General features: G+C 40.8%; 20 protein-coding genes and 1 other RNA gene. 3 read left to right on the top strand and 18 right to left on the bottom strand.

The annotated features are described in order from the left end of the window. Positions 1–116: 116 nt before the first annotated feature. The 9 genes from ACGHCK_RS07625 to ccpA all read right to left on the bottom strand — a co-directional run bounded on the left by ACGHCK_RS07625 (position 117) and on the right by ccpA (position 8830). The gene (locus ACGHCK_RS07625; RefSeq protein WP_271327994.1) at positions 117–1751 is read right to left on the bottom strand and encodes a DUF6273 domain-containing protein; all 1635 of its coding nucleotides are present in this window, start codon (positions 1749–1751) and stop codon (positions 117–119) included. Between the two features lie 182 nt (positions 1752–1933). Next, entirely contained in the window at positions 1934–3961 is a 2028-nt protein-coding gene (locus ACGHCK_RS07620; RefSeq protein ID WP_271327995.1) for a heavy metal translocating P-type ATPase, read from the bottom strand. 12 nt (positions 3962–3973) lie between these two features. Then, the gene (locus tag ACGHCK_RS07615) at positions 3974–4297 is read right to left on the bottom strand and encodes an ArsR/SmtB family transcription factor (protein ID WP_251423099.1); all 324 of its coding nucleotides are present in this window, start codon (positions 4295–4297) and stop codon (positions 3974–3976) included. A gap of 191 nt (positions 4298–4488) precedes the next feature. Then, entirely contained in the window at positions 4489–4869 is a 381-nt protein-coding gene (locus ACGHCK_RS07610) for an iron chaperone (protein ID WP_251423102.1), read from the bottom strand. Between the two features lie 52 nt (positions 4870–4921). Next, on the bottom strand, positions 4922–6217 hold the full coding sequence (gene purB, locus ACGHCK_RS07605; protein WP_271327996.1) for an adenylosuccinate lyase: 1296 nt from the start codon (positions 6215–6217) through the stop codon (positions 4922–4924). A 111-nt stretch (positions 6218–6328) separates the two neighbouring features. Then, positions 6329–7018, bottom strand: a complete 690-nt coding sequence (gene aroD, locus ACGHCK_RS07600; protein WP_251423108.1) for a type I 3-dehydroquinate dehydratase — start codon at positions 7016–7018, stop codon at positions 6329–6331. Positions 7019–7028: 10 nt separating this feature from the next. Beyond that, positions 7029–7268: a hypothetical protein gene (locus ACGHCK_RS07595; RefSeq protein WP_251423111.1), complete on the bottom strand. Its 240-nt coding sequence runs from the start codon at positions 7266–7268 to the stop codon at positions 7029–7031. Positions 7269–7270: 2 nt separating this feature from the next. Next, complete coding sequence (locus tag ACGHCK_RS07590; protein ID WP_202231088.1) at positions 7271–7471, bottom strand: cold-shock protein; 201 nt, start codon at positions 7469–7471, stop codon at positions 7271–7273. A 363-nt stretch (positions 7472–7834) separates the two neighbouring features. After that, positions 7835–8830, bottom strand: coding sequence for a catabolite control protein A (ccpA, locus tag ACGHCK_RS07585; RefSeq protein WP_271327997.1), 996 nt, complete (start codon positions 8828–8830; stop codon positions 7835–7837). Between the two features lie 201 nt (positions 8831–9031). On the opposite strand from ccpA, the gene ACGHCK_RS07580 reads away from it, so the two are divergent. Further along, on the top strand, positions 9032–10117 hold the full coding sequence (locus tag ACGHCK_RS07580; RefSeq protein ID WP_251423114.1) for a M24 family metallopeptidase: 1086 nt from the start codon (positions 9032–9034) through the stop codon (positions 10115–10117). 74 nt (positions 10118–10191) lie between these two features. Here the strand turns inward: ACGHCK_RS07580 and ACGHCK_RS07575 are convergent, their stop codons facing one another. From ACGHCK_RS07575 to ACGHCK_RS07535, 9 genes are all read right to left on the bottom strand, one after another. Further along, positions 10192–10581, bottom strand: coding sequence for an arsenate reductase ArsC (locus tag ACGHCK_RS07575; RefSeq protein ID WP_251423117.1), 390 nt, complete (start codon positions 10579–10581; stop codon positions 10192–10194). Positions 10582–10603: 22 nt separating this feature from the next. Beyond that, the gene (locus ACGHCK_RS07570; protein WP_251423120.1) at positions 10604–10858 is read right to left on the bottom strand and encodes a hypothetical protein; all 255 of its coding nucleotides are present in this window, start codon (positions 10856–10858) and stop codon (positions 10604–10606) included. Positions 10859–11037: 179 nt separating this feature from the next. Further along, complete coding sequence (locus tag ACGHCK_RS07565) at positions 11038–12795, bottom strand: cell division site-positioning protein MapZ family protein (RefSeq protein ID WP_251423123.1); 1758 nt, start codon at positions 12793–12795, stop codon at positions 11038–11040. Further along, positions 12792–13973, bottom strand: coding sequence for a THUMP domain-containing class I SAM-dependent RNA methyltransferase (locus tag ACGHCK_RS07560; protein WP_251423126.1), 1182 nt, complete (start codon positions 13971–13973; stop codon positions 12792–12794). The genes ACGHCK_RS07565 and ACGHCK_RS07560 overlap by 4 nt, the downstream gene beginning before the upstream one ends. Positions 13974–14030: 57 nt before the next feature. After that, an RNA gene (gene rnpB / locus ACGHCK_RS07555) (RNase P RNA component class B) lies at positions 14031–14395 on the bottom strand. Between the two features lie 36 nt (positions 14396–14431). Next, a complete protein-coding gene (locus ACGHCK_RS07550; protein ID WP_202231082.1) occupies positions 14432–14821 on the bottom strand; it encodes a DivIVA domain-containing protein in 390 nt (129 codons plus the stop codon). Positions 14822–14933: 112 nt separating this feature from the next. Beyond that, on the bottom strand, positions 14934–15935 hold the full coding sequence (gene holA / locus ACGHCK_RS07545) for a DNA polymerase III subunit delta (RefSeq protein WP_251423129.1): 1002 nt from the start codon (positions 15933–15935) through the stop codon (positions 14934–14936). Further along, positions 15932–18241, bottom strand: a complete 2310-nt coding sequence (locus ACGHCK_RS07540; RefSeq protein WP_271327998.1) for a DNA translocase FtsK — start codon at positions 18239–18241, stop codon at positions 15932–15934. The genes holA and ACGHCK_RS07540 overlap by 4 nt, the downstream gene beginning before the upstream one ends. Before the next feature lie 372 nt (positions 18242–18613). Further along, on the bottom strand, positions 18614–19039 hold the full coding sequence (locus tag ACGHCK_RS07535; protein WP_251423135.1) for a universal stress protein: 426 nt from the start codon (positions 19037–19039) through the stop codon (positions 18614–18616). Between the two features lie 178 nt (positions 19040–19217). Between ACGHCK_RS07535 and ACGHCK_RS07530 the strand changes: the two genes are divergently transcribed. Both ACGHCK_RS07530 and ACGHCK_RS07525 read left to right on the top strand, forming a co-directional pair. Next, positions 19218–19559, top strand: coding sequence for an MmcQ/YjbR family DNA-binding protein (locus ACGHCK_RS07530; RefSeq protein WP_202231078.1), 342 nt, complete (start codon positions 19218–19220; stop codon positions 19557–19559). Between the two features lie 187 nt (positions 19560–19746). Continuing rightward, positions 19747–20532: a Cof-type HAD-IIB family hydrolase gene (locus ACGHCK_RS07525; RefSeq protein ID WP_251423138.1), complete on the top strand. Its 786-nt coding sequence runs from the start codon at positions 19747–19749 to the stop codon at positions 20530–20532. The last annotated feature ends 20 nt before the right edge of the window (positions 20533–20552 follow it).

Below are 20552 nucleotides of genomic sequence, written 5' to 3'. Positions count from 1 at the left end.
GAAAAACTTGTCATTTAAAACACAAATTGTATGCCCTTTCATTAGTGCAATTTTTTTATTGCTTATTTTTTGATGAAAAAACTAGACCACAGGTGTCTAGTTTCTTTTTTAATTTCTTAGGTTGTGGATGGATTTATTATTAGGGCGGGGCGTATGCCTCCATTTACAGTGCGCATTGTATTAAGTAAATAGCCTGTTAAAAAGCCTGTATTAGAAATAAGCCAAGCCTGTGTGCTAGTCGCAGGAGTACGCAACCACCACCAACCTAAAGCAGGAGTTCCCCGTTGGAACCGGCTTGGAAAAGCTCGACCCTCTCCTGTTAATCGTTCCATATCTGCCAATGAAAGGTGGAAAGCTTGAGGAGTCCCACTTGTATCTACTTGGGTAATATCTCCCGCAACCTCACCTACTAGATTTCTTGGAATCCAGCGGTCCCCCTCAAATGTAACGTCATTATGAGGCACGATTCCTGTATCGAAAGAATTGCTTACAGGACGAACAATGCCTTGGACTGACGAATCAAGAGAATCATACCAAGTAGTGATTGCATCGTCTTTTTCATACCAATTTACACTACGAATCGCATCATTCCGGATAATCATATGATTGCCAGAACCCATGTTTTCAAGATAACGGTACTGCTCACCTGCCATGGTAAAGATACGCCCCGGACGCATGGTCGAAAAGTCAAAGTCTGCTGGTGCACTGTCTTCGTTAGGCAATGGATTAGAGCCATCATCAAACATCACCCCATTCTGGATACCTTGGAGAAAGTCTTCCAGCTCCGCATGGTGTTGCTCCCCGTCATTGAGGAACTCCTCATGCTGGTCAGGGCTCACCAGCCCACTCTCGACATGAATGCCATAGTAGTAAAAGCCGTTAAAGACCTTGTCCTCAATGGCAGCCGTCATCTCCGCTGCATCAAGCAGGTAAGAGGTGGCTTGTTCCCGGTCCAGTCGGTTGGCCCAGTAAGCCCAACCCGTGTTCGGATCAACCACCCAGAAGTTCCCTATCTTGTCTTCGTTAGGAAGGTTACTCCACTGGTTCATGGTCATTGGAGCACGGTCCTGTTGTAAGTTCTGGGCAGTTTGGTTGGTCACTTCTTCTCCCGGCCAGATTGGACCACTGTTGTCAAAGTCTTCACCTGCTGACCAGTAGGCATCAATTCCATCTCCCGGATGTGTCGCCCCGTCTGTGACTGCATCTGTAGCACCGTTCCCTTCGATCCAGTCCCGCGCATGTCCTGCCGCTGCTGTTCTCTGGTCGAGGTTGTCATGGTTGAAGGTGGGCATATACCATGGGGCATCTTGACCGGAACGTTCCCAACCAAAGATAAGGTTGGCGTACTGGTCGAAGGCATTTGAGTCATTATTGTCTGCACGGTCATTGATATTGCCTGCGCTGGGAATCCATGTGGTCCAGTTTTCTACATCGTCACGGCTGGTTCCTGCAACCAGAGGCGTGAAGTTGGCTTCATCACGTTGGCGGGTTTCGAGGAACTCGGACAGGCGTATCCGGGCCATGATTGGCCGTTCACCATAGTTTTCCACGAAGACGTCCTTATTCTCTGTCTCCCGATTGTAGTAGTCGTGGACACGGCCACCGACATTGATTTCTACTTCATTCAGCCGGTCATTGATGGCCCGTTGGTTGAAGGCTTGGAAGGCGAAGGTGCCGCCTACTGCGAGTAACAAGAGCGACAGGAGTGCAAGGTTGCGCAGCCGCCGCTGGTTTTTCTTTTCTGGTGTCATAAACTCCTCCTTTGACGTAACCTGTGGTTTAGATTTTTCATTACATTTGCATTTCTAATGTTACGTTTACTTTATGAGTCTATAGTATAAAAAAAAAAAAAAAGGTCAAATGAAATGAGTGTTTGATGAGAAAAATGGAATTCAGTCATAACAAAAGCTCCTAGCTAAGCAGGAGCAAATTCTTATTTTAAAAGCCTTAGCACATTAAGTATGGCCAAGATGGTCACACCTACGTCAGCAATCACGGCTTCCCACATGGTCGCAATACCAAAAACAGCAAGAAGGAGGAAAACTGCTTTCACACCTAGGGCTAATACAATGTTTTGCACGACCAGACGTTTTGTCTTCCTGGCAATTTTTATAGATTGGGCGATGCTTGAAGGTTTATCCGTCATCAATACAATGTCAGCCGTTTCGATAGCTGCATCTGAGCCTAACCCGCCCATGGCAAAACCTACATCAGCCCGTGCGATAACTGGTGCATCATTGATGCCATCTCCAACAAAGGCAGTTAGACCTTCTTCTTTCTGCAGAAGGCTTTCCAGAATAGAGACCTTATCCTCTGGGAGGAGATTGGCATGATAATCGCTTATATTCAACTTTTCTGCAACTACTGCTGCTACTTTTTGACTGTCTCCAGTGAGCATGGTTTGAGAGACATGAAGCTTGTTCAACTCAACAATTGCTTCTTGAGCATCCTCTTTGAGCACATCAGCGACAAGGATAAGACCTTGATACTGTCCATTTTTCGCTACATAGAGCAACGAACCTATCGCATCACTCTCTTGGAAAGCAATAGCATAGCGCTGCATAAGCTTCGCATTTCCTACCAGAATTTCATCGCCATTATAAAACGTGCGTGTGCCGTGTCCAGAAATCTCCTCTGTTGCTGTAATCACAGCCTCCTCTAAGTTTTGATTTTCTTTTAGAGCCAGCCCCAGAGGATGAGTGGAGTTTAACTCGCCAATAGCCGCCAGTTGTAAGAGTTCTTCTTTCGAAACACCTTTTTCAGGAAAGACCTGAGTGACTTTAAAGTTTCCTTGGGTAAGCGTTCCCGTTTTATCAAAGAGAACTCGCTTGACCTTTGTCAGTGCTTCAAGATGGTTCCCTCCCTTAACCAAGATACCCTTTTTCGATGCTGCCCCAATCCCCGCAAAGAAGCCTAGAGGAATAGAAACCACAAGCGCACAAGGGCAGGAGATGATGAGGAAAGTAAAAGCTCGTTTCAACCAGACAGACCAATCTTGCTGGAAGAAAAGTGGAGGCAGGAGAGCTATTATGAGAGCTGCAACCACAACGATAGGAGTATAGTAACGGGCAAACTTCGAAATAAACTGCTCTGTGGGCGCTTTGTTTTCCTGAGCATTTTCGACCAGATTGAGGATTTTAGAGACTGAGGACTGGCCAAAAGTTTTTACAACTTCCACTTCGAGAAGGCCATTAATATTGAGAAAGCCTGAGAGAACTTCATCGCCTTTTTTCACTTCTCGTGGCAAAGATTCTCCTGTCAACGCAGCTGTATTGACACTTGACTGTCCCGATAATATCTTGCCATCAAGAGGCACTTTTTCACCAGCTTTCACTTGTATTATTTCACCGACAGCAACTGCTTCTGGAGAAACACTGACGAGTTTTCCCTGTCTTTTGACAGTTGCAACTTCTGGCCGAAGATCCATCAAGGACACGATTGACTTTTTACTCTTTCCAACGGCTCTGTCTTGGAAATACTCCCCCACTTGGTAAAAAAGCATCACAGCGATCGCTTCCGCATATTCCCCTAAGGCAAACGCTCCGGCAGTCGCGATACTCATCAAGAAGAATTCGTTAAAAATATCAGCCTTAAGCAATTTTTCTATCGCCTTAAGTAGAACGCTGTGTCCAATCAAAAGATAGGTCAGGATAAACAGCGGAAACTTAAAATGTGGAGGAAAATCTAAAAAGCTCAAAACTGCTAATAATAGAGCTGAAAAAATGATAATCAACAGTTCATGACTATTCTTTTCATTTTCCTCTAAATCTGACTTTAATTTTAGGCTGTTGTTACAACAGGCTGGCTCTGAATCATCTGAGGACTCTAGCAGCTCTGTGCTAGCTGAACACTCACCAGACTCGGTTCTCACAGATTTAGCTTGATGACAAAGGCAATTGCAAGCCTCTTTGACACAATGTGCTGCATGATGATGTGTATTTTTTCGAGTAGTTTTAAACATATGAAACTCCTTTTAATTTATATATGTATCACAATGTATGTCTTCCGTTGGTAACCAGTGCATTGACTCTACTGTGGCATCAATGACTTCCAGTAAATGGTTGAGCTCTGATGTCGTCAAAGAGTAATAGATATACTTTCCCTCCTTACGACTTGTGATTAAACCACAGTCCCTTAAACAAGACAGGTGTTGTGAAAGATTGGACTGTCCAGCTTTTGTTTCATCTAAGAGTTCTGTTACGGTCATTTCCTTGTCACGCAAGGCCTCCAGAACCATAAGCCTTGTTCTGTTTGATAAACCGTGTATCAGTTTTTGACGTTTTTCTGTTAAATTCATAGGCCTTTTTCTTCATATTAGTTTATACTAATATGATAACAAAGTTATACATATTAGTCAATACTGAATTGTTATAAAGATAGAAATGTAGAGTTTCTATCCTTCTAAATTTTAATCTGAAATAAATCAATGGACTAATTATGAGTTACTTTTCCAAATAAAAAAATGAACCTAAAGTCCATTTTAAACATTCATTTTTCTGTTACTGCCTTCACTTGAAATTGAATAAAGTCTTTCAGCAATTGCTCAGGCAGGTCTTTCTTATAGTCAAAACGAACAGTAATCATCTGACCCCCGCCACCAGTAGAGGGCGCATAATCTTTGAAAGTATCGAAAATAATTTCCTGCTGGGCAGAATCGCCACCCTTGTCCTGAAAAATATATAAGGAGACGAATTTCTTAGTTGCTTTGATTGATAAGAAATTTTTCCCCGTAGCTTTGAGCTTGAAAGTCGGCATGGACCAGGCGATAACCTCCTCAACCTGAGCATTCTCCATAATCAACTTTCTCAGAGCTAAAACATGTGGGTCTTGGCTAGAGTCCAAGGTAGCATAGTAATCTTCTACTGTCATTATCGTCTCCTTATATAAGCTATTTTTATAGCACTGAAGTTCTGAAAGTCATTTACAAACCTAAACGTTCAAAGATTACGTCAACACGTGACAAGTGATAATTATAATCAAAGGCAGCATCAATATCTTCCTCTGTAAGTTTTTCACGAATCTTTTCATTATTTTCTACAAGCGGACGGAACATGAGCTGCTCATCCCATGATTTCGCAGTCAATGGTTGCACCAAATCATAAGCTTCTTCACGTGTCATCCCTTTTTCAATCAGCATCAGCATCACATGTTGGCTGTAAATCAAGCCAAAAGTCGCATCCATATTGCGTTTCATATTTTCTGGGAAAACAGTCAGATTTTTAACAATATTGCCGAAGCGGTTCAGCATATAGTTGATCAATTCTGTGGTGTCTGGTGCGATGATACGTTCTGCAGAACTGTGTGAAATATCACGTTCATGCCACAAAACAACATCTTCCATAGCTGTCACAACATGTCCCCGGATAACACGCGCCAAACCAGTCATATTTTCCGAACCGATAGGATTACGTTTGTGTGGCATTGCTGAGCTACCTTTTTGACCTTTGGCGAAGAATTCTTCTACTTCACGTTGTTCGGACTTTTGTAATCCACGGATTTCTGTCGCCATACGTTCAATAGATGTCGCAATAAGTGCTAAAGTACTGAAATACTCGGCATGCAAATCTCGCGGCAGTACTTGTGTCGAAATCTCTTGTGGACGAATGCCGAGCTTTTCACAAACATATTCTTCGACAAAAGGAGGAATATTAGCAAAAGTCCCCACAGCACCTGAGATTTTCCCTGCCTCGACTCCCTTCGCAGCATGCTCAAAGCGCTCAATATTACGCTTCATTTCTGAGTACCACGTTGCTAATTTGAGACCAAATGTTGTCGGTTCTGCATGTACACCGTGCGTACGCCCCATACATACTGTATATTTATGTTCACGTGCTTTATCGGCGATGATTTCCAAAAAGTTGGCCAAATCACGGCGAATAATATCGTTGGCTTGCTTGTAGAGATAACCATAGGCAGTATCAACAACATCTGTCGATGTCAGTCCATAATGGACCCACTTTCTTTCTTCACCAAGCGTTTCTGAAACGGCACGCGTAAAGGCTACCACATCATGGCGTGTCTCTTTTTCGATTTCTAAAATGCGCTCAACATCAAAACTCGCATTTTCCCGAATTTTTCTCACATCTTCAGCTGGAATTTCACCAAGCTCAGCCCAAGCTTCATCTGCGAGAATTTCCACTTCAAGCCATGCTCTGTACTTGTTTTCCTCCGACCAGATTGCCGCCATTTCTGGACGACTGTAACGATTGATAACCATAGTTCCTCCAAATTTCTAACTTACTATAAATTATACCATTTTGGCTGAATTTTTTCGGGAAATTCTTAAATATTCTTGTTTTATTGACTTAATATGTGGAAAAACCGAATATTACTCCTCTAAGGCATTGAGGATATCCAGCATTTGAGGCAATGCGATTTGTCCAGGAGCACTCCCTGCTTCCTCTTCAAGCGGCGCAAAAGTCCACAAGGAACCTGTTAAGCCACCAGAGACCCGCGTCAATTTGCCCATCTCTCCCATGGCGATACTGATAAATTTTTGACCAAACTCTACAGTAAAATCTCGTGTAATCTGTAAAAGGTCTAAAACATCACATTCCCGCTGTGCCATAATGGCAACTTTTACAAATGCTGTCCCTTCTTTGTGCATTTTCATTATTCTGCCTGTCAAATCTGTCGGAGACTCGGAAAAATTATGGTAAGAAAGTACAATTTTTTCTTTTAAATCAAGAAGTTGCGGCAAGGCTTTACGGTAGGAAAAATATTCAAGGTCAATATAAGCAGGATCAAATTTAGCTATTTCCTGCAAAAGTGCGACATAATCTTTTTTAGAAATGGACAACTTTCCTCCTTCATGTGCCGTACGCACAGTAAAAAGAAGCGGAAACTCCTTAAATTTGTCAAATATTAAGGGGGCAGCTTCTAGAATCACGGCTGTATCCCCCAAAAAATCAGCACGCCATTCAATAATATCGGCTTCACTGTATTTTTCTACATCCAAGGCCTGTACTTCTGCCATATTTGTCGGAAGAACAGGCACTACAATTTTCGTTTTCCTCATACTTTTAAGTTTAGCACATCTTGTTAGCCTTACCAAATGTAACCCTATTATACATGTCGATGCTTGATTTTGCGCCTTCTTTAAACTTATTAATTTGGGTAAATTTGTCCAAACGTGGTCTTCCTCCAGCCCAAGGAATGACCGTCTGCACTTCAAGCCACTTTTTAAACTCAGTGAATTCGTCGCTTACAAGTCTGGCAAGACCCACCTGTTTTTCACAATAAGAAAAGCACCCCTTTAAGAGTGCCATAATTATCCTTTAATGATGTTTGATGCTTGAGGTCCACGTTGACCTTGCTCAATATCAAAGGCAACTTTTTCGCCTTCTTCCAGCTTTCTGAAACCATCACTTTGGATTTGTGTAAAGTGTGCAAACACATCAGTACCATCCTCAGCAGTGATAAAACCAAAACCTTTAGAGTCGTTAAACCATTTTACAGTTCCTTTTGTCATAGTATACATTTCCTTTCGTCAAATTTGTAAATCATTGTGTGAAAGAAAACATATAAAATATATAACTTAGACTAATTTACTTCTCTATGGTATCATGCTTTCGTGTGAAAGTCAAATAACTTTTCATTTACGCTTTGCAATTTAGTGCTTTTTCGCCTAATATCGCTTCGTTTTTCCGGATATCAAGAAGATAAGAAGTTTGATGAAGCTCTGAGTTTCCCTTTTTTTGCTTCATCATATCATGTTCAATCACAGGAGTTGACAAGGAAGCTAATAAAAAACCGCTATAGAAAAATCGTTCAAGGCAACACTCTCTCGTGTCCTTTTGAACGATTTCGTCTATTGTTCTATCTTTTTTATTCTTTACTTTGTAGAACCACGGTTAATGATTTGGTGAGCGAGAATCAATTGATTTTCCTCAATTTCTTCTTTATGCATTAATTTTGTCAACAAACGCATAGAAACTGCACCGATATCATACAGAGGTTGGTTCACAGAGGTTAAACCTGGATACATATAGGCTGTGATTGGGCTGTTTGAACCAGAAATAATCTCAAAGTCTTCAGGAACTTTTACTCCCTTAGCAAGCAAAGCATTAAGCAGACCTACTGCAACAGTATCATAAGATACAATTGCTGCATCAATCTTTTTAGATAGCATTTGCTCAGCTAAAGCCAGACCATTTTCAAAGCTATAATTTCCTTCAAAAACAAGAGATTCGTCAAATTTCAGTCCCGCTTCCTCCAGAGCCTCTTGGTAGCCCACCATACGTTCCGTATTTTCAGCTTCTTCTAGAGAGCCTGAAACAAAGGCGATACGCTTATTATTTTGGATCAATTCAGAAGTCGTTTGATGAGCGGCGAGACGATAGTCAATATTTACTGACGACATTCGCTTATCCACATCAATCATCCCAGCCAAAACGATGGGAGTGCGTGTTGATTGAAGTTGCTTGCGCACTTTTTCAGTCATGAAGCTTCCCATATAAACGATACCGTCAACTTGCTTAGAAAAGAGGCTCTCAATAACTTTTAGTTCTTTTTCTTCCTCTCCATCACTGTTGGCCAGAATGACATTGTATTGATACATTGATGCAATATCGTCAATTCCCCGCGCAATCTCTGCAAAATATGGTAACGTAATCGTTGGGAGAACAACCCCAACTGTCGTTGTACGTTTACTTGCAAGACCACGGGCAATTGCGTTAGGACGATAGTCCAATTCTTCAATTGCATCTAGAACTTTCTGACGTGTTTTCTCTTTGACGTTCGCATTGCCATTGACCACACGACTTACGGTAGCCATCGATACCCCAGCAACTCGAGCAACGTCATAAATTGTTGTTGTTGATTCTTCCATTCTTTTAAAACCTCAATTTTAATAATCTTGTCCGTTTTTATATTTTTTAATATTTGTGAAAACTTTTCCCAAATTTAATTATAGCATTTTTTGAAAACCGTTTCAATAATTTTCAGTGTTACAATTTCCTTAATTTAAAGCATGCTTTTTTTTAAGATTTAGCGTACAATAGAGATAATAATTTATAGAAAGGTGGATACTATGAGCAAAATCGAACGTATCTCTAATTTTCTGAGCGAAAATGAAGTTGACATGACTTTCATTACCAATCCTACGACCTTGAACTACTTGACAGGTCTGGCTATTGATCCACACGAGCGTATCGCTGGTTTGATGGTTTTCCCTGATAAAGCACCTTCACTTTTCACGCCTGCTTTGGAAGTAGAAAAAGCTAAAGAAAACACGACTGGTTTTGATATCTTTGGCTATGAAGATTCTCAAAATCCCTGGGCTGTTATTAAGGAACACCTAGGTTCAAGAAATATCAAAAAAATCGCAGTGGAATTTTCTGACATCCCCTTGTCAAAAACTGAAGGACTCAAATCGCAATTTTCTGGTGTTGAATTTGTTAACTTGACACCATTGGTGGAACGGATGCGTTTAATCAAATCTGCCGATGAAATCGAAAAAATGAAAATCTCTGGTGAGTACGCAGATAAATGTTTCGAAATTGGTTTTGAATATGCAAATTCTGACCGTACAGAAACAGATGTTGTTGCCAAAATTGAATACGAAATGAAACGTATGGGCGTGCCACAGATGAGTTTTGAAACAATCGTGCTCTCAGGTGCTCGTGCAGCTAATCCTCACGGTATGCCAGAAGATGTCAAAATCCAAGACAATAAACTCTTGCTCTTTGACCTCGGTGTCATGAAAAACGGCTACGCTTCTGATGCTACACGTACCATCTCTATTGGAAAACCGTCTGATTTTGATGCAGATATCCACAAAATCGTTCTTGAAGCACAACTGGCAGCTATGGATTTTGTAAAACCTGGAGTATCTGCTCTCGAAATTGATAAAGTAGCCCGTGATGTGATTAGCAAAGCTGGTTATGGTGAGTACTTCGTCCACCGTCTTGGTCATGGTATCGGTATGGACGTCCATGAATTCCCATCCATTGGTGGCTCTGAGGATATTATCATTGAGGAAGGCATGTGTTTCTCTGATGAACCAGGCATCTACATTCCAGGTAAGGTCGGCGTACGTATCGAGGACTGCCTCTATGTCACTAAAACTGGCTGTGAGCCTTTAACTCAAACAAATAAAGAATTGATGATTTTCTAAAAATTACTCATATATGCATGAGAAAAGCGCCTTAACATACCTGTCAAGCTCAAAGGTGCTTTTTTTGTTTTCCCTTAAAAATTCCGATGCCTCAACGCCACTATCTTTTCTTCAATCCGTTGGATAGTGTCTTTGAAAACCTCATCATCTTGACCTGTTGGATCCTCTAATCCCCAATCTTCTCGATATTTGCAAGGAAGATAGGGACAATCAACGTTGCAGCCCATAGTAATTACAATATCCACAGGTGGAATATCTTGTAACAACTTTGAAGCTTGTGTTTTTTCCATATCTATATTATAGAGTTCTTTCATCAAACGGACGGCATCTTGATTAATTTGTGGCTTTGTCTCGGTACCTGCAGAATAAAATTCAAACTTGTCCCCAACAAACTTTTTACCGAGTGCTTCTGCAATTTGTGAGCGGCATGAATTATGCACACAGATAAACGCGATTTTGAGCATAGCAAGCCTCCTTGAACTATTTTTACATATTATATCTTATTTTCATCCCATAATTAAATGAAACAGCATGTCGTCTATGAAAATTCCTGCTAGCGCCTAGGCATTTCTCCAAATCTGCTTGCAAATACTGCAGCAAACTTTTGAAAAGAGGACGGAGGACAAAGGAATGTTTGAAATTTTCTGGAACAGGCTTATAAGTTATCTTCGTTATGCCACTGGAGGAATCTTGCATACATTCATCCATTTCTAAAGCTTTTTGGTTCATAACAGCAGCCATAAAGTCTCCTGCTTCTTTGATACTGATAAGGCAAGCTGAGTTTTTTGAGCCCCTCTTCTAGCAGAGGCAAGTTAAAAGAAATTCTCCCAAGAGTAGCACGCCCTTTGTATCTTATCGTATGGTTATAACTAAGTTCAAAAAAACTTCTCTGTTCACATGAGCAAAGAAGTTTTTATTCTTTATCCAAAATCAGTAGGCAAACCTTTACCATTTCCAAAGAAATAGCCTGTCTTGGCATTGATTGTCAGTAAGTAACTGCCATCTGGACGATAGAGATTGTAATATCCCGCAACTTGACCAGCCATAAAGCCTGAAGTCATTGTGTGAATAGCTACTGGTAAAAGAATAAAATTATTACCAGAAATATAGCCACGTTGCCGCGCAATATTCAAGACTTTATCCCTAATTCCTGGACTCCAAGTGAACGCCGGATCATTAGGGTTCAGATTAGGCTGAGGCTGAACACGTGCATTAGAATTGTCCGGTATAGCCCCTGTTGGATTTTGCGCACCATTCGGCATACCACCGACTGTTGGAGTAGAGCTTTGTGTCCCTTGATTTTCAGTTGAAGGTGTAGGCGCATTTGCTGATCCGCTTGCCTGTTCAGTGACAGCAGGGCTAGAGTTCCCTGCTGCCTGACCAGACGCAGCGGAGTTTCTATTATTTTGAGCAGAGGCTGCAGCTTGCTCTTCTTTAGCTTTCGCTTCAGCTTGCTGTTTCTTTGCCAAATTAATCGCCTTTTCTAGTACCTCATTCAGACTTTCATTTGCCGTTTTTGGTACGGCTGGTAAAGTAACTGCTGTTTTGACTTGAGCAGCTTCATCTAACTTCCCATCTACAAGGACTGGCTTATTAAAGAGTGCGTTGACTTTCTCTACTGCAGCGATTTGTGCTTCGAGTTCGTTCACTTTCTTTTCAGCAGACTCAAAGTCCTGACCTTTTAGTTTTGAAAGCTTTTCTTTTAAGTTTTCCAGCTGATCAAAGTTCGAGTTCTTCAAAAAAAGATGGTCTGAATCTGTAAAAAATTCGTCATAAGCTTTATTAAAAGCAGTTAAATTTTCCTTAGTTATAGCTGCGGCTTGTTCTGCCGCCTTTTGATTATTGTTATGGTTATAAAGTGCATAACCCGCACCGCCAGCTGCTAAAAGGATGAATGCACAAAGACCAATGATGAGTGGTTTTTTGTTATTTTTCTTTTCTGGAGTATCTTTTGTGCTGTCCTCTGGTTCACTTTCAGTTACAGCCGCTGTTGGCTTCAATAACGGCTCTCCTGCCACCACATCTTGCTCAACTGGTCGAACCTTTTCTGTCTCAGAAACGTCACCTAGAGAAGCTTCATCAATAGCTTTCCTTGACGATTCGCCGAATTCAGCAGAAGACTCTTCCACCGCAAGAGTCTGTGTTGACTGTTCGGAGACTTCCTCCTTCTCTATTTCTTCTGTTCCAGGCTCTACAGCTGCCTTATCCTCTGAAATCGGAAAAACTGGGGGAAGGTCATCAACAACTTCTACCTCATCAAATTCAGATATTTTTTCCTTAGAGTTCAGATCTTCCGGATAAGATTCCGTAGGCACATCTTCAGAAGAAGTGACTGCCTCTGTGCTTCTCTCTTCCGAAAGCTCCCCAGTTTCTTTTGAAAGCTCTTCCGGTTCCTTCTTAACGTCAGAAGCCTCATCGCTAAGAGCAGCCGTATCTTCTTGGCTCATCTTTTTTCGTTCTGCTTGAATATACTTTTCTAGGGCTTGATTTTTAACAGCTTCTATCTCCCCACGATGTTGACGAATATACTTGTCAAGCACGCTTTCACTTGCGCTATTTTCTTTATCTACTCTTTCTGCTTTTTTCACAATCTCACCTACGGTGAAGTCCGAGACATCGCCAAGTTTTAAGACTTTTTCGCCAGAATTTTTGATATCTTTATCTTTTTCTTCTGTCATTTAGATCTCCATAGCATTTGCTTATTTTTTATTCTTTTTCCAAAATATTGATACAAGTCTGTACGCAATGTTCCGTTATAGAGTTTACGCTTTTTCGTTGCTTTCGCTCCGTAATGTGTTTCAAAAGCAATATCACTCGTCAGAATATATTTGCTCCAAGTTTCGAGTGGCGCAAAAGTTGCTCCCATCTCTTTATAGAGCCCTGCAACTGAATCTTCATCTCCCAAACGTTCTCCGTATGGAGGATTCGATACGATAACCCCATCAAGAGCATCTGTACGAAAATCTTGCAGGCGCATCTGTTTATATTTTATCACATGGTCAAGTCCAGCTGCAAGTGCGTTACTTTTTGCAATCTCAACCATCCGACCATCGATATCGAATCCTTGGATATCGAGTTCCAAATCTTTACGTACTGCTTGTTTTGCTGCTTGACGTACATCTTCAAAAACTTCTGGCTTCATCCATGACCAAGCTTCACAGGCAAACTTGCGGTTAAGACCTGGTGCCATATTGAGTGCCAACATGGCAGCCTCAATCGTGAATGTTCCTGACCCACATGTAGGGTCAACAAACATACGTTTGGGATTGGCCAACCAGTTTGTCAACATAATAATCGCTGCCGCCATGTTTTCCTTCAATGGTGCATCGCCCTTTTCAACACGATAGCCCCGTTTGAAGAGAGAGTCTCCCGTTGTGTCAATCGTCACCGTTGCATTATCCTTGTGAATCGCAATCTCAATGGAGAAGCTTGCACCATTTTCTGGGATAGGCACACCTTCTGGACGATGGTAGGCCTTTTGCAATTTCTTCACGATAGCTTTTTTAGTGATACCTTGAACACTTGGCTCATTATGTAAGGTAGATTTCACAGACTTCGCCTTGCTTACAGGGAAGGCTGAACCAAAGGGAATATAGTCTTCCCAATCGAGCGCATAGACATTTTCAAAGAGTTCATCAAAGGTACGTGCCTTAAATTCCCCCACAACAATCTTTACACGATCTGCTGTACGAAGCCAAGTATTTGCTTGAGCAATCGTTTTTGTATCTCCTGTAAAAAAGACACGCGAACGATCGTCAATCGTAACATTTTCAATCTCCATATTGCGTAATTCACGAGCAACCAAACTCTCTAAACCTGCTGCTGCAGTAGCCATCAGCTTAAAATTATTTTTCATTTTTTCCTTTGTTTCTTTCTAAAAAAAGCTGGGACTAGCCCAGCGTGTCATACAGTTTTCTATAAGCCATGTTTTGTTCAGGTCTTGCGACCGTCGATAACCATCTGTCTGAAGAAGAAAGACTTCTCCCTCGACCACGCCTTCAGTTCGGCTAGTCAAGTGCCCCGACCATAAGTTTGGGTTGCTCGCTTGAGGGGTTTACCACGTTCCAATCTTACCGTTTCCAGCAAGCCTCGTCTCTTTGGCACTTTTACAGAATACTCATGCATATCAAAAGACTTAGCACTTTCTTCAGCCGTTAGGCATGACACTCCTACCTTGGTTTATTGTTTCACCAAGCACAAACACTACGGGCATCGCAGCCCGTGCGAGCATGGACTTTCCTCATGATACACATTCGTACCACGCAGTTATCCAAAAACTGTTTTTTTCTTTTTCATTAAAGTATAAAGCCAGACTTAAGCTTCTTCATTTGAAGCATTTCCTGGGCCAAAAACGGCTTGTTCCAAACGATTGATACGCTTAAGTAATTCAAAATTGCTTGGCTGGCTAATTTCTGTTCGAGGTTTACTCAAACGGTTTGAAACCACGCGACTCATGTTATCCAAGCGTTGTGTTTCTTCCAAATTCGCCTGATTTGGACGGCTTGCTTGAGATTCTAGTTCAACGATTTTTTTCTTCAAAAATTCGTTTTCTTCCTGCAGGCGTAATATCTCTGCTTGAAAAGCTTCGTAATCTTGAATGACGTCATCGAGGAGCTCGTCAACTTCTTCTTTATCATAACCTCGCATTTTTGTTCCAAAGTCAGCTTCATAGATATCTTTAGGTGTAAATTTAAATGTTGCCATATCGTCCTCTTTTATCATTTCATATCAAAGTTTTATCACTTTTTATCATAGCAGATTTTTTCCCATTTTTCAAGTCAGCCCATCAGTGAAAACAATCGTCTTGAGTGGCTTACTATAAGTCTTTCAAAGCTAACTTAATCAAGGCTAAATCGAACAAATAATTTGCATCCACACCTGAACTCTTTATTTTATAATCAAGTTCAATGAGAGACAATAATGCTCTAGACAAATAGTTCTCCTGCATTTTTCTTACCTGTTGATTTGCCAATTTGATACGATAGGGATGAATTTTGAGAGCAGAGGTTTGCTTTGCTTCATTCCAGCCTTTGCTTTGCATCACTTTAACCTGATAATACAGGCGAAAAGAGTTGGTTAAAATAACCAATATTTTGATAAGTTCCTCGCCTTGCAGGATTAAATCGTGAACAAGTTCGCGTGCTTCAGCCACCTTTCCTTTCAAAATCAGATCTGTCAGTAGAAAAATATTGTCTTGAAGTGACTTAGGAACAACCTTTTCAACATCCTCGACTGTCACTTCTCTTTCGCCAACATAAGTTTTGAGCAAGGAAAGATTTTGTTTAACCACTGGGAAAGAAAAATTAGATTTTTCAAATACTCGTTGAAGAACACCGCTGGAAAAACCTGTATCTGCAAAAACTCTGGTTAACTCCTGTGGCTTAAGTTCCTGAGCCTCTAAAAGAGTCGCTTGGGTCTTAAGCTTCTTCGTCAGCTTCAAACGACTGTCCAACTTGCCATGCAAAATAAGAATAAGCTGTGTTGTCTCTACAGGATGATTCAAAAAATTTTCGAAACGAGAAAGCTGTTTGTCATCAAAAACCGTCTTTTTAGCTGTTGTCAAATTAGACAAATTTTCTAGAATAACTAACTTTTGCTCCACGAAGAAAGGAAGACTCTCCAACTCTTCCAAAGCTAAGTTTGCGTTAGCTGGAGTCAAGTCAAAATAAGCTTGGCCCAAATCTGCATTGTCAAATTGTACAAACTCTAAGAGACGGCTTTTCAGTTCTTGAACAACATCTTCTTCTTCACCGTAGAGAACCAATAGTTGAGGCAGACCCGCTCTTTTTATTTTTTCTAATTCATCAAAGGCATTCATTCTTCATCAAGCTCCTGTCCATTGAGAAACTCTCCGTCTTGTGTGACGAGAACTTTACGCGGTGTTGTTCCTTTAGCTGGACCCACAATACCAGCTGCCTCCAATTCATTCATTAGATCTGAGGCCCGGTTGAACCCAACCTTAAGTGCGCGTTGCAGTTGAGCAGTTGATGCTTTTTGAGCAGAAATGACAAGATGTCGGGCTTCATCAAAAAGAGGGTCAGCTGAACTTGTTGTAGAAGAAGCTTTATTCCCCTCGTCTTCAACTTCCCCGGGATCAAAGCTTTCATCATAGTCTGCTTGAGATTGATTTTTGATAAAGCTGACCACTGCTTCAACATCGTCATCTGATAAGAAAGCCCCTTGTAAGCGAACAGGGTGGTTTTCATCAATTGGCTTGAAAAGCATGTCCCCGCGTCCTAAAAGTTTCTCAGCACCATTTGTATCAATAATAGTTCGAGAGTCAGTACCGCTTGACACTGCAAAAGCGACACGTGAAGGAACATTTGCCTTGATTAGCCCCGAAATAACATCAACAGAAGGACGCTGTGTAGCTAGAATCATATGTATTCCAGCTGCACGAGCCTTTTGTCCCAAGCGGATAATCGCATCTTCAACTTCTTTACTGGCCACCATCATCAAGTCCGATAGCTCATCAACAATGACAACGATTAAAGGAAGCGTCTGATACTTTTCTGGGGATTGGGCATTGTGCTTCTCTATCTTTTCATTATAGCCTGCGATATTACGTACCCCTGCCTGACTGAACAGTTCATAGCGGTTTTCCATCTCATCTACCACTTTCTGGAGGGCACGCGCTGCTTTACGCGGATGAGTAACCACTGGGATAAGCAGATGAGGAATGTCATTATAAACAGAAAGTTCAACCATTTTAGGATCAACCATGAGGAATTTCACCTCACTTGGCAAAGCTTTCATCAAAATAGAGGTAATAATACCATTGACCGCAACGGACTTCCCTGAACCCGTTGAACCTGCCACAAGTAAATGAGGCATTCGTGTTAAGTCAAAGGTCCGAATACTGCCATCCAAAGCTTTTCCTAGAGGAAGCTCCAGCAAACTGTTTGTTTTGGGCTTGGCATTTTCCCAAAGTTCGCGAAATCCAACAGTCGCAACTTCGCTGTTGGGAATCTCAATACCAATGAGGGACTTCCCTGGTATGGGCGCTTCGATACGCACATCTTTTGCTGCTAAGGCTAATGCTAAATCATCCGAAAGATTCACAACACGAGATACTTTGACACCTGTCGCCAACTTAATCTCATACTTCGTAACTGATGGTCCTACAACTGCCGATTCAACTGTTGCTGAGATTTTGAACGACTCTAGAGTACGTTCTAATATCTGGATGTTTCTTCGAACATTTTCTCGTTCACTTGTTTGATTTTTAGTTGGAATTTCCTCCAATAGATCAATCATTGGAAGCTGATAAAAGCCCTCATCATCTAATCGCTCAAAGTTTATCGGTTCTTGATCTACTCTTTCTTGTTCTTCCACGGTTGGACTTGAAGTATCTGGAATCGCTATCGGAACCTCTGCATTGGAAACTGAACTTGACTCTACAGACAAGGCAGCTTCGTTTTCTTCCAAATCTTTCACGTTCTTTTCTGCTTCTTTTTGCGCACGTGTTTCTTCTTTCAATAGTGCCTTTGCTCGTTTTGCCTCAGCCCTTTTGGCCAAACTTTCACGGATTGCGCTCACATTTTTATGAACAAAGAGCCGCAAACGGGCAAGTAAGGCAGGAGCCATGAGATAAATTGCAATGAGCCATAAAGTGCCTACAATAATATAAACGCCAACCACTGAAAAGAGAGATTTGGAAGGTGCAAAAAATAAGTCTCCTAAAAATCCCCCACCCAAAAACTCAGTCACTTGTCCCTTTTTCAAATCTATTATTGCTAAAGTCAGAACTTTTTTTCCAGGATAGAGCGCATCAAATCTTGCTTGAAAAACTAAGAGAAGGCCAAAGAAAGAAAGAAGCAGTCCAGGTAAAAAACGCTTATTTTCACGAAAGAAATCTTTTTTAAAAACCATCATAAACATGACAAACAACACCAGTAGCAAGAAGACAATTGCTAAAGAACCGACTGCAATGCGTATGATATTATATAAAAATACACCAAAAAGACCTAGACGTGCTAAGGCAAACACGATAAGGAGAAAGCTGCCAAAAAAAGCCGCCATTTTTTTATTTGCCGTCCAAAATTTCTGTGTTGATTTTTTTGCTGCTGTTTTTTTAGCTGTGGAGCGTTTTGCTTTACTTTTTGTTTTTCTTTTTACCGACATAGTATTTCTCTGTTCTAAAACTTAGTGATACTGTCTATTGTAACATTTTAGGAGGAAAACTTTCAATACTGGATTTTTGCGTGAAGGTCAACTGTTCCCTTTTAATTACTACTGAAAATCATTCCTCGTTAGCAGAGTTTGAATCAGTCTTTCATAAGTTTAAAAAATACCACAGAAGCAGCCAGCCTCAGAATTTTTTCCTGCGTTGTCATATCTTACAGACAGATAAGAACATTCAGAATGAGAGTAAAAAAACTAGGTTGTTTTCTAGGCAAAATTTACACAAAAACAAAAACGCCCAACTGGAGCATACTGTGCACCAATCAAGCGTTTTTCCCTTTAAGTCAGCCTTCTTCAGGTTTAGACTTTCACTCACTTTACTACCATGACATTACATGGTGCGTGATTCACTACATAGCTTGCTGTTGAGCCAACTAACACACGGTCAATCGCACCTTTACCCGTTGAACCTAAGACAATAAGATCAACATCATTTGCTTCTGCAAAATCAACGATTTCTTTCTTCGGAGAACCGCTTACTTGGAAAGTCTTATATTCTACTTTATCACCAATAATCTTGCCTGCCTCATCCAAAATCTCTGCCGATTGCTTCTCAGCTTCTTCTAGAACAGTAGGCATAATATAGGCACTGCCATAGAGTTGTGCCACATCCTTCACATGTACAACAAGCAAGGAAGCTTGGTTTTTCTTAGAAATCTCAACAGCTTCTTGGATAGCTTGATTGGATTGTTCGGATCCATCTACTGCGACTAAAACATTTTTGTAATTTTCTTTCATTGTAAGCGTCTCCTTTTCTTTTCCATTATAAGATATTTTCATATAGAAGTCCAATAAGAAGTTTAAATTTTTTCTTTTTTATCACTTTTTTCTCATCGAACACAGCTTATTGGCTAACCTGAGTAAGGCATATCTAACGACTGAAATGTTATAATGAATACAAATAAAAGGAGGATATATGGAAAGACAAGAACTAATCAATCTAGTATTGGAACTAACAAACTCATATGAAGACTACCCTTTTAACAACAATAAGCGTGAAAAAATTCTTTGGACAGCGATTAGACAAAAATCCAATAAAAAAATAATTTGCTTAATATTTGAAAAAGATAATGTACTATTAATCGACTTAAAACTTTCTCCTGAACACGGCGAAGAAGCGAGACAAATTTCTGGCGTTTTCCCTGGTTATCATATGAATAAAACCCACTGGAATACTGTGAGTGTGAACCATACTAGTCTTACTCAGGAGGGTCTAATTCAAATGATTAAAGAAAGTGACAAACTTACCCAGAAATAAAAAAGACACGCTGGCAAGGCATGAATTATAAACAAACAAATATTTGTATTTTTGCCTATTCAATTTATCATACAAGCACAGGAAAAACAAATGTCGCATGTTTGTTATACAGCAATTATCCCCCCCTCCGACGATTCAGGTAGCCGCCGCAACGACACTAAAAAATCTATTGTGATATAATAGATTTATGGAAAATATAAACGCTTACAAGGCTTTGGCCTTTTTTGACCTCGACGGGACTTTGCTTAATGCGCAAAGTCAATTAGACAAAGAGGTAGTTGATGCCATTCATGAAATACGTAAAAATGGTGTGCTCCCCTTTATTGCGACAGGTCGTGGTCATTTTGAACTTGACAAAATTATGGAGGAAACAGGAATTACTGGCGCTGTTGCTATGAACGGTCAGTATATTGTTTTAGACAGCAAGACGATATATAAAGATCCTATTTCAGTCACAAATATCGAAAAATTGCATACCCTAGCTCTTGAACAAGATGAGGCACTCGCTTTTTATGGCAAAGATGGTTATTGGGTGGACCGCCATACACCTTTTGTGCATGCAGCATATGCTTACACACACATGCCCCTTCCCAAAATTAATCCCGAGGGCTATAAATCTGAGGAAGTTAATATGCTCCTACTGCTCACAGACAAACTTTCTCAAGTTGATTATTATAAAGCAGAGGTTCCTGAGCTTAATTTCTTTATGAATGCACCAACTTCTATTGATGTCACCAATATCTCGACAAATAAAGGAACTGGGATTACTCATGTCAAGGAAGTTCTTAACTTTACAGGAAATACCTATGCTTTCGGGGATGGTCGCAATGATCTCCATCTTCTTGAAGCTGCTGACTACGGAACTGCTATGGGAAATGCTGTGCCTGAGCTGAAAGAAATTGCCGATTTTGTCAGCAGCAAAAACACCGAAAAAGGGATTGTCAATGCGTTTAAACATTGGAATTTCATCTAACCTAAAAACAGAGAGGCTTT

Origin of the sequence: Lactococcus muris (genome assembly GCF_042849115.1) — a bacterium.
In the GTDB taxonomy this organism is placed as follows: Bacteria; Bacillota; Bacilli; order Lactobacillales; family Streptococcaceae; genus Lactococcus; species Lactococcus muris.
The sequence above is the reverse complement of the archived record's forward strand: the minus strand, read 5'-3'. Positions and strand labels throughout refer to the sequence as shown.

Excerpts from the sequence above, each read along its gene's own strand:
- ACGHCK_RS07615 (WP_251423099.1), bottom strand. The coding sequence starts at position 4,297 with ATGAATTTAACAGAAAAACGTCAAAAACTGATACACGGTTTATCAAAC.
- ACGHCK_RS07550 (WP_202231082.1), bottom strand. The coding sequence starts at position 14,821 with ATGGCAACATTTAAATTTACACCTAAAGATATCTATGAAGCTGACTTT.
- holA (WP_251423129.1), bottom strand. The coding sequence starts at position 15,935 with ATGAATGCCTTTGATGAATTAGAAAAAATAAAAAGAGCGGGTCTGCCT.
- ACGHCK_RS07625 (WP_271327994.1), bottom strand. The coding sequence starts at position 1,751 with ATGACACCAGAAAAGAAAAACCAGCGGCGGCTGCGCAACCTTGCACTC.
- ACGHCK_RS07560 (WP_251423126.1), bottom strand. The coding sequence starts at position 13,973 with ATGAAAAATAATTTTAAGCTGATGGCTACTGCAGCAGCAGGTTTAGAG.
- purB (WP_271327996.1), bottom strand. The coding sequence starts at position 6,217 with ATGGTTATCAATCGTTACAGTCGTCCAGAAATGGCGGCAATCTGGTCG.
- ACGHCK_RS07590 (WP_202231088.1), bottom strand. The coding sequence starts at position 7,471 with ATGACAAAAGGAACTGTAAAATGGTTTAACGACTCTAAAGGTTTTGGT.
- ACGHCK_RS07610 (WP_251423102.1), bottom strand. The coding sequence starts at position 4,869 with ATGACAGTAGAAGATTACTATGCTACCTTGGACTCTAGCCAAGACCCA.
- ACGHCK_RS07535 (WP_251423135.1), bottom strand. The coding sequence starts at position 19,039 with ATGAAAGAAAATTACAAAAATGTTTTAGTCGCAGTAGATGGATCCGAA.
- ACGHCK_RS07565 (WP_251423123.1), bottom strand. The coding sequence starts at position 12,795 with ATGACAGAAGAAAAAGATAAAGATATCAAAAATTCTGGCGAAAAAGTC.
- ACGHCK_RS07580 (WP_251423114.1), top strand. The coding sequence starts at position 9,032 with ATGAGCAAAATCGAACGTATCTCTAATTTTCTGAGCGAAAATGAAGTT.
- ACGHCK_RS07525 (WP_251423138.1), top strand. The coding sequence starts at position 19,747 with ATGGAAAATATAAACGCTTACAAGGCTTTGGCCTTTTTTGACCTCGAC.
- ACGHCK_RS07530 (WP_202231078.1), top strand. The coding sequence starts at position 19,218 with ATGGAAAGACAAGAACTAATCAATCTAGTATTGGAACTAACAAACTCA.
- aroD (WP_251423108.1), bottom strand. The coding sequence starts at position 7,018 with ATGAGGAAAACGAAAATTGTAGTGCCTGTTCTTCCGACAAATATGGCA.
- ACGHCK_RS07575 (WP_251423117.1), bottom strand. The coding sequence starts at position 10,581 with ATGCTCAAAATCGCGTTTATCTGTGTGCATAATTCATGCCGCTCACAA.
- ACGHCK_RS07620 (WP_271327995.1), bottom strand. The coding sequence starts at position 3,961 with ATGTTTAAAACTACTCGAAAAAATACACATCATCATGCAGCACATTGT.
- ccpA (WP_271327997.1), bottom strand. The coding sequence starts at position 8,830 with ATGGAAGAATCAACAACAACAATTTATGACGTTGCTCGAGTTGCTGGG.
- ACGHCK_RS07595 (WP_251423111.1), bottom strand. The coding sequence starts at position 7,268 with ATGGCACTCTTAAAGGGGTGCTTTTCTTATTGTGAAAAACAGGTGGGT.
- ACGHCK_RS07570 (WP_251423120.1), bottom strand. The coding sequence starts at position 10,858 with ATGGCTGCTGTTATGAACCAAAAAGCTTTAGAAATGGATGAATGTATG.
- ACGHCK_RS07540 (WP_271327998.1), bottom strand. The coding sequence starts at position 18,241 with ATGTCGGTAAAAAGAAAAACAAAAAGTAAAGCAAAACGCTCCACAGCT.